Origin of the sequence: Companilactobacillus futsaii JCM 17355, assembly GCF_001435505.1 — a bacterium.
Lineage (GTDB): Bacteria > Bacillota > Bacilli > Lactobacillales > Lactobacillaceae > Companilactobacillus > Companilactobacillus futsaii.
This window is the reverse complement of record NZ_AZDO01000050.1, coordinates 36,478-51,911: the sequence shown is the minus strand read 5'-3', so window position 1 is coordinate 51,911 and position 15,434 is coordinate 36,478. Positions and strand designations below refer to the sequence as shown.

Annotated in this window: 12 protein-coding genes and 1 pseudogene; 10 read left to right on the top strand and 3 right to left on the bottom strand. The window is 35.2% G+C overall.

What is annotated here, in order from left to right; genetic code table 11:
- Positions 1–122 precede the first annotated feature (122 nt).
- Entirely contained in the window at positions 123–326 is a 204-nt protein-coding gene (locus FC88_RS04750; protein WP_057813316.1) for a helix-turn-helix domain-containing protein, read from the bottom strand.
- A 9-nt stretch (positions 327–335) separates the two neighbouring features.
- Positions 336–809: a DUF2975 domain-containing protein gene (locus tag FC88_RS04745; protein ID WP_057813314.1), complete on the bottom strand. Its 474-nt coding sequence runs from the start codon at positions 807–809 to the stop codon at positions 336–338.
- A 281-nt stretch (positions 810–1,090) separates the two neighbouring features.
- Here FC88_RS04745 and FC88_RS04740 point away from each other — a divergent pair, with 281 nt between their 5' ends.
- The 7 genes and pseudogenes from FC88_RS04740 to FC88_RS12810 all read left to right on the top strand — a co-directional run bounded on the left by FC88_RS04740 (position 1,091) and on the right by FC88_RS12810 (position 9,674).
- Complete coding sequence (locus tag FC88_RS04740; RefSeq protein WP_057813312.1) at positions 1,091–1,927, top strand: PRD domain-containing protein; 837 nt, start codon at positions 1,091–1,093, stop codon at positions 1,925–1,927.
- 111 nt (positions 1,928–2,038) lie between these two features.
- A complete protein-coding gene (locus tag FC88_RS04735; protein ID WP_057813310.1) occupies positions 2,039–4,048 on the top strand; it encodes a beta-glucoside-specific PTS transporter subunit IIABC in 2,010 nt (669 codons plus the stop codon).
- A gap of 64 nt (positions 4,049–4,112) precedes the next feature.
- The gene (locus tag FC88_RS04730; RefSeq protein ID WP_057813308.1) at positions 4,113–5,564 is read left to right on the top strand and encodes a glycoside hydrolase family 1 protein; all 1,452 of its coding nucleotides are present in this window, start codon (positions 4,113–4,115) and stop codon (positions 5,562–5,564) included.
- Between the two features lie 397 nt (positions 5,565–5,961).
- Positions 5,962–6,952 (top strand): annotated as a pseudogene (locus FC88_RS04715) (acyltransferase).
- Positions 6,953–7,101: 149 nt separating this feature from the next.
- A complete protein-coding gene (locus tag FC88_RS04710) occupies positions 7,102–9,261 on the top strand; it encodes an SLAP domain-containing protein (RefSeq protein WP_057813298.1) in 2,160 nt (719 codons plus the stop codon).
- A 91-nt stretch (positions 9,262–9,352) separates the two neighbouring features.
- The gene (locus tag FC88_RS12815; RefSeq protein WP_157060423.1) at positions 9,353–9,511 is read left to right on the top strand and encodes a hypothetical protein; all 159 of its coding nucleotides are present in this window, start codon (positions 9,353–9,355) and stop codon (positions 9,509–9,511) included.
- A 10-nt stretch (positions 9,512–9,521) separates the two neighbouring features.
- Positions 9,522–9,674 carry a hypothetical protein gene (locus FC88_RS12810; RefSeq protein ID WP_010018312.1) on the top strand — a complete coding sequence of 51 codons (153 nt, stop codon included), beginning with the start codon at positions 9,522–9,524 and terminating at the stop codon, positions 9,672–9,674.
- 94 nt (positions 9,675–9,768) lie between these two features.
- On the opposite strand, the gene FC88_RS04705 is transcribed toward FC88_RS12810, so the two are convergent.
- The gene (locus tag FC88_RS04705; protein WP_057813296.1) at positions 9,769–12,102 is read right to left on the bottom strand and encodes an HAD-IC family P-type ATPase; all 2,334 of its coding nucleotides are present in this window, start codon (positions 12,100–12,102) and stop codon (positions 9,769–9,771) included.
- A gap of 87 nt (positions 12,103–12,189) precedes the next feature.
- Between FC88_RS04705 and FC88_RS04700 the strand changes: the two genes are divergently transcribed.
- The 3 genes from FC88_RS04700 to FC88_RS04690 all read left to right on the top strand — a co-directional run bounded on the left by FC88_RS04700 (position 12,190) and on the right by FC88_RS04690 (position 15,393).
- On the top strand, positions 12,190–12,852 hold the full coding sequence (locus FC88_RS04700; protein ID WP_057813294.1) for an HAD hydrolase-like protein: 663 nt from the start codon (positions 12,190–12,192) through the stop codon (positions 12,850–12,852).
- Positions 12,853–12,857: 5 nt separating this feature from the next.
- A complete protein-coding gene (locus FC88_RS04695; RefSeq protein WP_057813292.1) occupies positions 12,858–13,673 on the top strand; it encodes a hypothetical protein in 816 nt (271 codons plus the stop codon).
- 64 nt (positions 13,674–13,737) lie between these two features.
- The gene (locus FC88_RS04690) at positions 13,738–15,393 is read left to right on the top strand and encodes a hypothetical protein (RefSeq protein ID WP_057813291.1); all 1,656 of its coding nucleotides are present in this window, start codon (positions 13,738–13,740) and stop codon (positions 15,391–15,393) included.
- Positions 15,394–15,434: the final 41 nt, after the last annotated feature.

Below are 15,434 nucleotides of genomic sequence, written 5' to 3'. Positions count from 1 at the left end.
TCTATAACTTCAACTGCATATTAGCATAAGAAAAATTATATTATTTAAAGATTGCTTGATGTTTTTGTGAAGATATGAGCTGAAGCTTAAAGGAGTAAGGAAAGAGCAATATATACATTCCGTCATTCCTGTATATATTCTAAGATATCACCAGGCTGACAGTCTAGTGCTTGGCAAATTTTTTCTAAAGTTGAAAAACGAATTGCTTTGGCACGTCCATTTTTTAAAATTGAGATGTTGGCTTGCGTGATACCAACCTTTTCAGCCAATTCAGTAACAGTCATATTCTTTTTAACTAGTAGAAGATCCAAATTTATTTTTATCATTTTGACCTCCTATATTGTTAATTCATTTTCTTGTTTAAATTGAATCGAGTTGATCAGAATTTTTTCCATGACCGAGATAAAAGCTGCGATTGCACTGGGGAAAAAGATAAATCCTAAGGCTACAATAATGAGTCCAGGAGCATCATCGATGTCGGCTGCTTGATACGCTATCGGTAAAATTGCGAGTAAAACAACTGAACAAGCAATGAATAAATAACGAACCATTCTAACAAAGTGCAAAGCCTGTTGGGTAAAAAAATTGTGATTGTCGATCAGTTTGAAAATTCTAAATAAGTAGTAACTGATGATAAGGACTAAGAGACCCACAGTCAAAAAGGTCGTACCAGCAACGGTCGGTAATAATTCAAAAGGATGGTCTTGAATGGCGTTAAGCATGCTCATAGATAACATGACTACAAAGAATAAAACAAAAGCATCTATAATCAAAGTAACAATTTTTAGTAAAGTAGTTTTGATTTTCATAATCGAAATCTCCTTTGTGATTAAGGATATTTTAGCTCATTTTATATTGATAAACAATATAAATTTATTGAAAAACAATAAAGAATATACTTTTAAATATTTTGCTGTTTATTTTTGAAATAAAACTTTTCTAAAAAATGACTTGACGGATATCGAAGAAAGCGCTATCATATTGCTCGTAAACAAAAAGCGTGTTACTGATTCGATCAGGCATAAACCTACTAAATTGTTACACTATAAGTGTAAAATTAGTGGGTATTTTTTTTGAGGAGGGTATTTTTGTGAAATTTGTCAAAAATTATAATAATAATGCCGCTCTTGTCGTCGATGATGAAAACGTTGAATGGATGATTGTTGGAAAAGGAATTGGATTTGGCAAGAAGCCGGGCGATTTGGTGGACGCATCAAAAATCACTCAAAAATTCAAATCAGTTAATAATGATGAAATCGATACCTTGAAAGAGTATGACGAAGGCATTATTAACGTAACGACTGACATTGTTCAAGACGTTGAAGCTTTCTTGAAGGTCAAATTTAACGACTATCAATATTTGATTTTGGCTGATCATATCAATTTCGCGTATAAACGTGCTAAAGAGCACATTGAGTTTACAGATCGAGCAGTTAGTTGGGAAGTTAAGAAATTATTTCCGAAAGAATATCAAGCTTCTGTTCGAGCTCTTGAAATTATTCGAGAAGATTTGGGCGTCGTGTTTCCAAAAGGTGAATTAGTTTTTCTAACTTATCATTTCGTTAATCTTGAAAATGAAAAGGAAACTTTGCAAGATACGATTCAAGTATCAAAGATGATTGCGGATATTATTAATATTATCCAAATCAGTTATCATACGACTTTGGATGATGAATCATTCAATTACAGTCGATTGGTTTCACATTTGCGATATTTTCTAATTAGAAAACTAAAATCAAACAAGACTTCAACTGAACAACTGGATCCGAGTTTATTGAAGTTGATGATTATGAAGTATCCTGATGAAAATGCGACGGTTCAGAAGATTTCTACATTTTTACGCAATACTAAAGGATGGGCACTTTCCCAAAATGATCAAGTTTACTTGATTTTACACGTTTGGCGAGTGACTCATCGTAACAATTAAATAAAATAGCGTGTTACTGTTCGGCAGGCATAAGCTCAAGACTTACATTACTCAACACTTTTGGTGTGGGGATGTTGTCTTGAGCTTTTTTTGTTGGAGAAGGAGGATATTATGATTAAAGATTATGACGGCTTAGCTAAAAAAATAGTTAAGTTAGTTGGTGGTAAAGACAATGTTAATAGCGTTGTTCACTGTGCTACTAGATTACGTTTTAAATTAAAAGATGAGAAAAAAGCTGGCACTGAAGAATTAAAAGATACAGACGGTGTCGTTACAGTTGTTCAAAGCGGTGGCCAATACCAAGTTGTTATTGGTAATGAAGTCGCTGACGTTTACGACCATGTTATCAAAGTCGGTGGTTTCCCAGATGGTGGAACTGTTCCTGATGATTATGGTGAAGAAGACGAAAATATGAGCCTTCTTGATAAATTTATTGATTTAATTTCAGGTATTTTTGCTCCAGCCTTAGGTATTTTGGCTGCTACCGGGATGATCAAAGGTTTGGCAACAATTCTTTTGACTTCCGGATTAATTACTAAGACCTCTGGTACTTATGTGATTCTATATGCCATTGGTGATTCATTCTTCTACTTCTTACCAGTTATCTTAGGACTTTCAGCTGCTAAGAAGTTCGGCGTTGATCAGTTTATTGGTATGACGATTGGTGCGGTTTTGGTTTATCCAACTATCGTAGCTTTGAATCCTACCGCTGTAGCTGGTAAGCCACTCTTTACATTGTTCTCAGGAACGATGTTATCTTCACCAATTCACATTACTTTTTTGAAGATTCCGGTAATCATGATGAACTATACTTCATCAGTTATTCCAATTATCGTAGCCGTATGGTTGGCCTCTAAAGTTGAAAGATACTTCAAGAAGGTTGTTCCAACAGTTGTTAAGACATTCTTAGTTCCATTTTTCACCTTGTTAGTTGTCGTTCCTTTGACATTGCTAATCATTGGACCTATTACTTCATGGATCAGTGATGCTCTAGCTGCTGGTGCTTCAGCTCTATACGGTTTGAGTCCAATCATCACTGGTGCAGTTCTAGGTGGTTTATGGCAAGTTCTTGTCATTTTCGGACTACACTGGGGACTTGTTCCACTACAAATGCTTAATTTACAAAACTTGCACAGTGATCCAATTCTAGTTCTAACAATTGGTGCTTCATTTGCTCAAATCGGTGCCGTTTTGGCTGTTATTATGAAAGTTAAGAGTAAGAAAGTTAAAGGTCTAGGTTGGTCAGCTTTCTTATCAGGTATCTTTGGTATTACTGAACCAGCTATTTATGGTATTACTTTGCCACGTAAAAAAGTTTTCGCTATGAGTTGTGTCGGTGCTGCTATTGGTGGTGCTGTTCTAGGTCTATTTGGTACTAGATACTACATGACTGGGGGCCTTGGCGTCTTTACATTGCCTAGTTTAATTGGTCCTAAGGGTATCGACATGGGATTCTATGGTGCTTTGATTTCATTCGTAGTTTCGTTCCTATCTGGCTGGCTTTTGGCATTGTTCTTTGGTTTCAGCAAAGAAGATTTGAAAGCTGAAAACTCTAAACCAGAGCATGTTGAAAATACAAACGCAGAACCACAATTAGCTACAGCCACAGTAAACTCAGATTCAGCTACAACTACAGTCGCACCTGAAACTGTAGAAAAAGATCCTGTTACACCCGAAACAGTTGTTAGTCCCATCAAAGGTTCTATCGTTCAATTAGCAGACGTCAAAGATGAAGTCTTCTCTTCCGGTGCTTTAGGTAAGGGAATCGCTATTATGCCAGACGAAGGGAAAGTTTATGCTCCAGTAGACGGTAAAGTTTCAGTCGTTTTCCCAACTAAACACGCTATCGGAATCAATTCTAAAGACGGAGCTGAACTATTGATCCACATTGGTATGGATACCGTTCAATTAGAAGGTAAAGGTTTCACTAGCCACGTTGAACAAGATCAAGAAATTAAAAAAGGTCAATTATTGATGGAATTTGATGTTGACGGTATCACTGACCAAGGTTATGACGTAACAACTCCAATTATCGTGACAAACAGTAAAGACTATAACGATGTAAAAGTCGTTGCTGATGGTCAAGTTAATGATGGCGATAATTTAATTGATTTGAAATAAACTTGTTTTCAAACTGAAGAAAACGTTACCATATTAATAGATTGTAAAGAAGGAGAATTTAATTATGACAGTATTTCCAAAGAACTTTTTATGGGGTGGCGCTACTGCCGCTAACCAATACGAAGGTGCCTGGGACGTTGATGGCAAAGGTGTTAGTACAGCCGACCTCTTATTAGGTGGTACATATGAAAAGCCACGTGTCTTCACTAAGACCGTTAAACAAGGTGAATATTATCCATCTCACCAAGGTAGTGATTTTTACCACCACTATAAAGAAGATATTAAGTTACTAGCAGGCATGGGTTATAAGACTTATCGTTTGTCAGTCGCTTGGACAAGAATTTTCCCTAACGGCGACGATGCACAACCTAATCAAAAAGGTTTGGACTTTTATCGTAATGTCTTCGAGGAATGTCATAAGTATGGTATCGAACCATTGGTAACAATTTCTCACTACGAAATGCCATATCATTTGACTGAAGCTTATGGTGGCTGGGGCAATCGTAAGGTAATCGACTTTTACGTTAAATACGCTAAGACTTTGTTTACAGAATACAAAGGCCTCGTTAAATATTGGTTAACATTTAATGAAATCAATATCGGTATGATGTTTGGTGGCTACATGTCACTGGGACTTCCAGTTGAAGACGGTGCTGCACCATTCAATCCTAAGATGAGCAACGACGATATCCAAGCTAACTTACAAGGTTTGCATCACCAATTCGTTGCCAGTGCTTTGGCAGTTAAAATTGGTCACAAGATCAATTCTGACAATATGATAGGTTGTATGATTGCCGGTAACGTTAACTATCCACTAACATCTAATCCTGATGATATTTTGAAGGCTCAACTAGCTAACGAAATTAACAATTACTATTGTGGTGACGTTCAAGTTCGTGGGGCCTATCCACACTTTGCTAAACGTTTCTGGGATGAACATGACGTTAAGTTAGACATCACAGCCGAAGATAGTGAGGTTCTAAAAGAAGGTACAGTTGATTTCTATAGTTTCAGTTACTATTCATCAAATGCTTTGACAACTGATGAAAGTAAAGCTGACGCTGCTGGAAACTTCAGTACTGGTGTGAAGAATCCATACTTGAAGTACAGTGAATGGGGCTGGGCTATGGATCCTAAAGGTCTACGCTGGTACCTAAATGACGTTTATGGACGTTACGGTATTCCTATCATGGTCGTTGAAAATGGATTAGGTGCTCGTGATGAAGTCAAAGCTGATGGTTCAATTGATGATGACTACCGCATCGAATATCTCAAAGGTCACATCGAACAAATGAAAGAAGCTATCAAAGATGGTGTCGATTTGATTGGCTATACTCCTTGGGGCTGTATTGATTTAGTTTCTGCCGGAACTGGTCAAATGGCTAAACGCTATGGTTTCGTTTATGTAAATCGCGACGATAACGAAGAAGGAGATTTCAGTAGAACTCCAAAGAAGAGTTACTACTGGTATAAGAAAGTTATTGCTTCTGATGGTGAAGATTTAGAAAATAACTAAGCATCTGGATTGCACGTTGTTAAAAAATCTTCCATAATGTAGGTGAAATCTCAAGGCAAAGAGGTAATAATTTTATGAAAGACAAAGTACCGAGGTTTTCGCTTAGAGTATCGATTCTAATATTAATCGGACTAGCAATAGTTTTGTACTTCTTCAACCAACCAAATGCGTTTTTAGCGTTGTTTGCGGTGGTAGTGTTGTCGATAGTTTATTTAGGTGGTATGGAGAAAAATCATGAAATATTCATGCGACATCATAAGCGTTGGTTGTAAATAAGAAATGAATGAATATAGACAGAATTGTTTTTAAAAAGCATTCTGTCTTTTTTTATCCTTAATTTTTTCTTTAAAGTAGGAAAAATATGATAATATGTTTCTTGTTTACATAGGGGGTAAATATGAAGTCAAAACGTGTTATTTACATTGATGTTATTCGTGTCGTGGCTATGATTTTGGTTGTTTTGGCACATGCCTGTTCAGTCAGAATAGCAACGCCAGATCATTCTTTTTCGTGGTCAGTGACAAATGTTTTAGTAGGGATTACTGAAGTAGCTGTACCAATGTTTTTCATGATAAGTGGGGCAACTATTTTAAATAGTAAAAAAACGACGAATGTAGGGTATCTATTCAAACATCGTTTGGTCAATTATCAGTGCCTATCCGGTAAGTAAGATAGATGGAATTTTTAATATTCATCAATTCTTAGTAACGGTTTCACTGATATTTCATCAACCAGTTTTGATGGCCTATTGGTTCATTTATTCATTGTTTGGATTGTATTTAATTTCGCCATTCATCAAGCTATTAGTTGATCATATGAATAAGAGCTTGTTGAACTATCTTCTATTATTGTGGATGATTGGTGATATTATTTTGCCAGCAATCGGTCAATTCACACCACCAGCAATTGGTAATGTGTTTAGCTTATATAGTATGGCTAAAATTATTTTGTCATCTTATTTGGGATATTTTGTGATGGGGTACTTATTGACCCACAAGACTAAGCTGAAATTCAATTTATCTAAATATGTAATTATTATTGTTATTTTGTTCGTAATTAAAGTAGCAGTGAGATTTATTCCGGCACAAAGTCCATGGGCTTTTTTGAATATCGCTTCTTCATTGAGCACACCAGTGATTGCCGTCATGTTGTTCATGTGCTTCAAATTTTTTGAGGGAAAGTATTCAAATTGTTTTACGAAGTCGGTAGAATTCATTGCACCGTTGACTTATGGAATTTATTTGTCACATGGATTGATTATTAATTTTATTGGTAAGTTCATTAGTCCTAATAATTATCCAGTTATCTTTTTAGCTACGTTAGTATTTTCAATAATTATGATTTACATTATCAGAAAAATTCCTGTAATAAAGAATTTACTGGCATAATTGTTCGAAAAAAGTAACCGTTTTACAAATATTAACTTTTATTTAAATTTTTCTTAAAAAAGAAGGTATTTTTGCCTTCTTTTTTTGTTGTTTCTTGATATGATAAAGGTGTCTAGATATATATATAAATTATCAGGGAGATAAATGCTATGAAAAAAATAAAAATGATAGCTTTGACTGGTATTTTGTTATCAAGCACTATTTTAGGGGCAAATACAACAGTTGCACAAGCTAGTTCCAACAAAGCATTAAGCGTTGACAAATCTGAAATCGCTAACAACGTGATTCAAGTTATCAATGAGTTATTGAATTCAAGTTCCACCGCTAGCAACGTCAATTCCCAAACGAAGTTTTCTGATCTAGAAGATGGTCAAACTATGTCAGTTGCACCAATCTTTGGTCAAAAGACTGACACTCAATTTGACAATGTCTTGCAAGGGGAACTAAACGTAGTCGATGGTAATGAACAATTAGTTTCTATGGTTACATCTGACAAAGATTCAAATGGATTCCCTAAGACAGTTAAATATACTCTTGATGGTGTGACGAAGACTATTACAGTAAACTACAATTTTGCCAGACCAATCGTTTCATTTACTAATAATAGTCAGGTTATGAATTTTAAAGATGGAGAAACTGGTATTAAAAATACTGCTGAAAATTCTGACGTTAAAGCTATTAGTTCTAATGGAACAAACGCTTTAGGTGTTGAAAATAATCCTGTAGTAAAAGGAGTAATGTCAACAGATGGTAAATCAGTAGAATTCACACCGAGTGACAATTATACTAATGCTACTATAACCGGTATTTCAGCAACAAGAACAGTTAATACTTATAAAGAACCAGATTGGTCTAAATTGAACAATAGAACTATTACAAACGCTTCTGATATAAAAAATCCTATCGTGATTAAAGATAGTAATGGTAATTCATATTTGGTTAAAGCCACTGGCTATCCTGATTCTGATGAGACAAATAGCACAATAAATGATGTTACTTATGTTGCAACGGCTATTGATGGCGCAGGTAACACAGTTATTTCAGATGCGACTGGTGATGAAATAACATTTACTGATCCAGATGTACAGAATGTTGCAATAGATGAAAATGCAGTTAATCCAATAATTACTTTTAAAGATAAAACAACTAAAAAAGTATTAGGAACTTATATGCCTGGTACAGGAACTGAAACTATTACTGCCGCTAATATTCAGGAAGCAATGCCGGAAAACAGTACTGTAAGTGGTACAGTAGAGGACTTTACACCAAGTGCTTCCGACTATACTAAAACTTATCATGTAACTAGAAGTGCCAATACAAATATTAATTTTGTAAGTGTTGTGGGAGACAATCCTACTAATTCAACCACTACGTTAGATGGGAATGATGGTGATACAGTATTATTGACAGGCATTCCTGAAGGATACGAGTTAGTAAATAAAGAAGATATGTTGCAAAAATTAAATGCATCTATTTCAAGTAAGAACGTTTACGTAAAACCAAAAGCAGATTCCAACGTTTTAAATTACACTGTAACTTTCAGAGACAAAACAACTGGTAAAGTAGTTGGAACAGAATCTCAAGGTACAGGTAATTTTGGAAGCTATGTTGGTGTTACAGCACCTGATGGCTATGCATTAGCATCTGTTATCGACCATGGCTTTATTTTGTTGAAGAATGACCAAGAGGTAACAAAATATGTTGTAGCCGCAGACACACCTTATAACATCTCCTACGTTGATCAAGATACTGGCGAAGAAGTCGGTACACAAGCAGGTAAGGGTGCTAACGAATCGAAGATTGTTTTGAAGGCCCCAACAGGTTATGCTTTTGTTAATGCCGATGACATTAATTACACAATCGATAAAGACACACCTACTGCAACAGTTTATGTTCAAAAATCAGACCAAACCGTTGATAATATCGTTTCCGGTTATCCACACAATGGCAATATCAAGATTTATGACGGTAATGGTAAATTAAACGATGACGTAGTTCTTTCTGAAGGTTCAAGCTGGATCATTGATAAGACTATAACTATCAATGGTGCTGAATACTATCGTGTTGCGACAAACCAGTATGTCAAGGCTAGTGACGTCTACAAGTACACACCTCTACAAACAGTGGCCGTAACTAATGGAACAAACGTCACACCGGTCTATAACTCTAAAGGACAATTGATTATCGATCGTGCCTTGGATGTCAATACACCATGGTACACCGACAGAAGTGCCACAATCAGAGGTAAGAAGATGTATCGTGTTGCTACAGATGAATGGATTAAGGCAAGCGATTCAACATTAAGATAAATTCTAAAATACACTGACTTTTGTTGGTGTATTTTTTATTTTGTTCCCGCTTACATTCTGGGTTACACTATAACCAAAAGGAGGCAATAAAATGCATGGAATGATTAGAATGTTGCTGATAGTCATGGCAGCTGCTTTAGTCGTCGGGATTGTTTCAACATTGAAATTGAATATGTTAGTTCAGAGCTTGATTTATGCCATAGTTGTTGGTTTAGTCATCTATGCAATTGCCAAAAAGGTTGATAAGTAGGGAGAAAATTATGGATAGAAGTATGCAAGGTTTGATTATGGGATTTGTCGCCTTCATTGTTGTTTTTGGGTTAAGCATGTTGAAAGTCAGTCAAACAGTTATTGGGGCAGTGTTGGTTGTAGCTATATTATTGAGTGCAGTAATTATGAGAAGAATTAAATAAAAGATATTATCGTCATTTATTTTAGTAAATCAAAATGACATCTATTCAGATTTCTTTGAATAGATGCCATTTGTTTTTTATATTACTACTATATCTATTTCCAATTAATTCTTGAAAATACACGCCGACCCAAAACTTCACGCATGAACATGAACAAAGGCCAAGCAGTTAGGAAAATCGCTACATATAAGTATGTGTAGTGCCAATTTAAGATACTTTGTAAACCAAAAGCTTTTTCACTAAAAATGAAAGTAATAATGAAAAGCATAAAGGCAATGCCAATCATGATCTGTTTTCTGACATATAGAGGATTGGCAATCGAAATCAAAGCACAGAATCCAATTACACCGATCGTAAAGACGGATAAGGTTGAAGTAATTTCGTATGAGAAATTAAGATGATTCCCCAAAATAGAAATTACGACGATAAATAAGATATTGCAAATGGCGGCAGGCAAAGCAATTTCCATGACGTTGTGCATAAACCGTCCTGCTGGTGGAGTGTAGTTTGGCTCTAGGGCTAGTAGGAAGGTTGGAATGCCAACGGTTAGTGCATTGATTGGTGTTAACTGGGAAGGTTCGAAAGGATAGCCAGTTCCCAAAATAATAAAGAGAATTGAGAGCACTACTGAATAGATGGTTTTGATCAAGAACAGTGAAGCAACACGTTCTACGTTATTGATTACTCTTCGTCCTTCATTGAGCATGAAAATCATGGAATCAAAATTACGATTTAACAAAACAAAATCCGCTGCCGCTTCAGCCGCATCGCTTTCACCAGCAATAGCAACGCTACAATCGGATTGACGCATAGCCAAAACATCGTTGACACCATCGCCAGTCATACCAACAGTTAAACCGTTATCTTGCATAGCTTTGATTAAATGAGCTTTTTGAGTAGGGCGAACTCGACCAAAAATTTTATAGTATTTGACTAATTCATGATAATCTTCTTTTTCACCTACTTGACTCATATCGATGTATTTGTCTCCAGAAGCGATCCCGGCCTGAGCAGCAACGTTGGCTACTGTAACGGGATTGTCACCAGAAATGATTTTGAGATTGATACCTTGATTGTGCAAATAATTGAAAGTATCAGGAGCTTGTTCTCTGATCTCATCAGAAATCAATAATAAGCCTAGGACTTCTTGTTGCGAAGTTTCTTTGAGAATAGCAATAACTCTGAATCCTTTTTGAGCTGCTTGTTGAATCGTATTCGTTATTTCTGAGCTAGGTTTTTTGATGATGAACTCTGGGGCACCCATGATGTAACGGGTATTGTCACTGGCAACGAAGCCGGAGTATTTAGTTTCAGATGAAAATGGAATGACTTCTTTCACGTCGCTTGCAAAAGGTTTTACTTGTAAAGCTTGAACGGCTAAAGCTGTCGCATTTGTTTCTTGAGTAACATCGACGATCTTTTGAGCAATTGCTTGAACGGTTTGTTCAGTAGTTTGATAACTGAGAGTTTTTTTGACGGTTAATTTGCCAGTTGTGATCGTCCCAGTTTTATCGAGGCACAAGACGTCGACTCGAGCTAGAGTTTCAATGGCACTCAAGGAACGAACTAAAATATGACGTTTTGACAAGTTGTAAGCCCCTGTAGCTAGAGCTACTGATGTTAATAAAACTAAACCTTCAGGAATCATACCAATAACTGAAGCCGATGTTCCGAGAATTGATTTAGCAACGTTATTGTTTTGGGAATAGGTTCTGAAAAATAGTAATAAACCAATTGGGATGATAGTGTATGTTAGAATCTTAATAATATTATTTATAATCTTCATCAAAACACTGACAGAACGTTTTTCTTTACCAACAGCTGAAGAAATTTTAGAAACAAAGCTTTCTTTGCCAACTTGCGTCAATTGAATTCGAGCTTGACCGGCAACGACAAAACTGCCTGAGAAGACTTCATCGTCGGTTGTTTTACTGATAGTATCAGCTTCACCAGTAATACTTGATTCATTAGTTTGTAAACCGTTAGAGGAGCGGATAATACCATCAGCAGGGATAGTATCACCACGTTTGATCGTTACGATATCGTCTTCAACTAAATCGGCAATGTCGACTTTTTCTAATTGTGAATTTCTAGTAACATTAAAATTAGCCGAATTGACTAAACTAATTTTATCAACAGTAATTTTGGCACGGATTTCTTGATAGCTTCCAATAATAATATTGGCAATCACGGGACCTAGGAAAAAGAGATTTCGGTAGGATCCAGTCCAAAAAATTAAAATAGCGATGACCAAATTTAATAAGTTAAACAAAGTAAATAAGTTATCGGCTAAAATTTTTGGAATCGGGCGCGATAATTTTTTGATTTGAACGTTTGTCAGTCCCCGTTGTACTCGGGAATCAACCTCTTGATTAGTTAATCCTTCGTCGAGACTGGTATATTTTTGAGGTTGCTTAATTTTTACCATACTCTACCTACGACTGTTAGTTATTTTCTATTGAATGCTATATACTCTTTACATAACTTAAATTTAACATAAAAGGATGAACAAAATTTGAACAATTTATTTTTTGATTTGGATGGAACGATTATTAATTCTGAAATTGGAATTATGAAGAGCTTGAAGTATATGTATAATCATACTTTAGGATACGTTCCACACGATGATGCTACGTTGCACACTTTTATTGGACCAACGATCGGTGCGTCTTTACAAAAATACGATCACGTAGCGCCAGATGATCCATTTATTAATCAAAGTATAAATGCTTTCCGGGAATACTATCAAGAAGAAGGCTGGGAGCAGTATACTGTTTTTGATGGTATTTATGATATGATGGAGTCCTTAAAGAAAGCTGATAAAGAAATCTTTATTGCGACTTCAAAACCAGAAGTTTTTGCGAAGAAGATTATTGATCAACTGAATATGAAACAATATGTACGACATGTTTTTGGGGCAGCTGAAGATGAATCGATTCGCTCTTTAAAAGAAGACGTTATCTCTTATGGAATCGAGAAAACTTCAGTTGAGTTAGACACAAAAAATCTTGTTATGGTTGGGGATCGTAGCAGTGATATTGTGGGGGCACATAAAAATAATTTAAAAGCTATTGGGGTAACTTATGGCTTTGGGGATTATGCTGAATTGAAATCTGCTAATTCAGAATGGATCGTAAATAAACCACAAGAAATTGCTAAACTAGCTATGGAGAATTAAAAATTATGAGCAAGTCATTGTCATACAACAGACACGGTTTTACTTTGATATTATTGTCAATTTGTTTAATGGTCATCGTTTTCTTAGGGATAACTCTGTCCACAGTTTTGAACAGTAACTATGTCAAAAAAGTCGTCAGTAGTGATACTAATGTTACTTTGATTAGAAACTATACAAATCAACGTTTAGGTCGATTGGTCAATAGTTATTCTGTCTCAACTGATTTGTCAGCAGTGAATTTGACTAATAAGGATGTCAGAAGAATCATTAATGTTTCAGTAGACGAAGTGTATGATGATGACTCACAATTAACTATCGGTAGCAACATTTTGGCTACTATCAGTACTAAATTAAAAGATCAAGCTAATAAATATGGTTTAAATATTGATAGTGAGATTGACGCGGTTATCAAGAGCAATGAAGGAATAATGAATCAAATCGTCAATAATGATTTGGGACCGATCGAGTCGGTGATTGAACAAATACAGACCATTAAACGGTTAATCAAGACTATTATGGTGATAGCGGCTGTTTTATTCGTTATTTTAGCGTTACGTTTGCGAGCTAAAGTTGGATCTAGCATGTTGTTTTTCCACCATTTAGGAACAGTTGGAATTTGTACGTCAATTTTATTGGCAATGCTGTTAGGTGGTACTTATTTTCCACTGCAAGATTTCATCGTAAACAATATAGATTACAATGTCAGGGATGTATTATACAATGTCCTAAACGGAATATTTATTAGTTATATTTCGATTATTTTCATGGTATTTATCGTCAGTATTCTAGATTGGGGCAGTACTGTTAAGTATAAATACTAAAAACAAAATTTGAGGGAACTTGAGGATTAATCTTCGAGTTCTCTTTTTTTATTAGGCCAAAATCATGAAAAAAATACTTTTAAGATATAAATTCCCACTGACATTGATTTTATTTTTAGTAATTAGTATTCTTTCAATTTATTTGACTGGGCTGGATGGACACATCTGGTCTTTTTTGGAAATGGGTAATGATGGTCGTTTCCACGTTATGAGAATGCAAGGTTTGTATGAATCTATCAAACATGGCAATTTCTTTCCTATCGTCAACATGTCATTTTTGGATGGGTTTGGATATATTGCCAATGTTTTTTACTCTAATTTGTGGCTTTATCCGGTAGCATTCTTAAGACTTCTAGGGCTGACAACTGTTCAAGCCTTTATTTGTTTTTACATTTTGATAAATTTTGTAACCTTCGTGATTTCATTTGTTTCGTATTACATAGCTAGTCAAAAGTTTGGCAAGAGTCTAGTTTTTAGCTTCGTCTATACTTTATCGGTTTATCGAATTTTTGATATGGTCCGTCGCTTTGATATTGGCGAAGTATTAACTTTGACATTTTTACCGATTGTTGTTTTAGGCGTGTACGAGATTTTTTATGGAAATAACAACAAGTGGTGGTATTTGACGATTGGAATGACGGCTGTTATTTATTCGCATGCCTTATCACCGATATTAATTGCCATTTTTATTTTATTAGTCATTCTTTTTCGTCTCAAAATTTTGATCAAAGAACCAAAAAGAATTTTAACGTTGATTTATTCAGGATTAACGTCGTTATTATTGAGTCTAGGCTATTTTTTGCCAATGTATGAACAGTTAAAGCATACACAATTTAAATTGACTAATGCGCCACTGATTTACGTTTCTCAAGGTAGTATGCGAGTTCATGAATTGGTCAAATTTAGTTTGAAGAATGACCTTTTTGAACAAAATATCGGTATCTTAATGTTATTAATGGCCTTGGCTATCCCAATAATAATTTGGAAAGCAACGCCTGCTATTCGTGACTTTGGCATTATCGGTGAAATTCTATTATTGATGACAACTGATATTTTTCCGTGGAAGTTGTTTATTCATACACCTTTGAATATGATTCAATTTCCTTGGCGCTTTAATATGTTAGTAACGATCTTATTTGCAATCGTCTTGGCTAGTGATCCTTGGAAATTGTTGAATAGTTTTTGGAAAAAAGGTGTAATCATAAGTTTAACTATCCTGATGATCTTTTTAGCGGAATTTAGTTTGGTAACTAACCATCCAGCTCAAGACGATAGTTACGCTGCTTTTAACAATCTAGACGTTTACAGTATCGGTGCAGGACAAGAGTATTTGCCCAAAGATGCAAGTTTAAAACAGTTGCGTCAGACAAAACATGTTCCCGAAGTTAAAAGTGGGGCGGTAAAAATTAAAAATTTCCAACAAAAAGATTCAGCTATAAAGTTTGATTTTAATGCCACTGAGAGTAGTAAAATCGACTTACCGATTATTGGATATTATGGATATTCATCCAATTCGTCTACTGGACAGGTTTCAGCAATAAAAATGGATCAAACTAATAATGGCTTAGCTCAAGTGAAAGTCTGTGGTAAAGGGATTTTACGAGTGAATTATCAAAAAACACCTATTCAAAAAATCAGCAAAGCGATATCTTTAATTAGCTTTTTAATAATGATTATTTGGCTTTTTCGTCAAAATAAGGTTTCTTCAAAAATTGAATAGTGAGTATAATATGTGATATTGCATGTACAAAGGAAGGCATT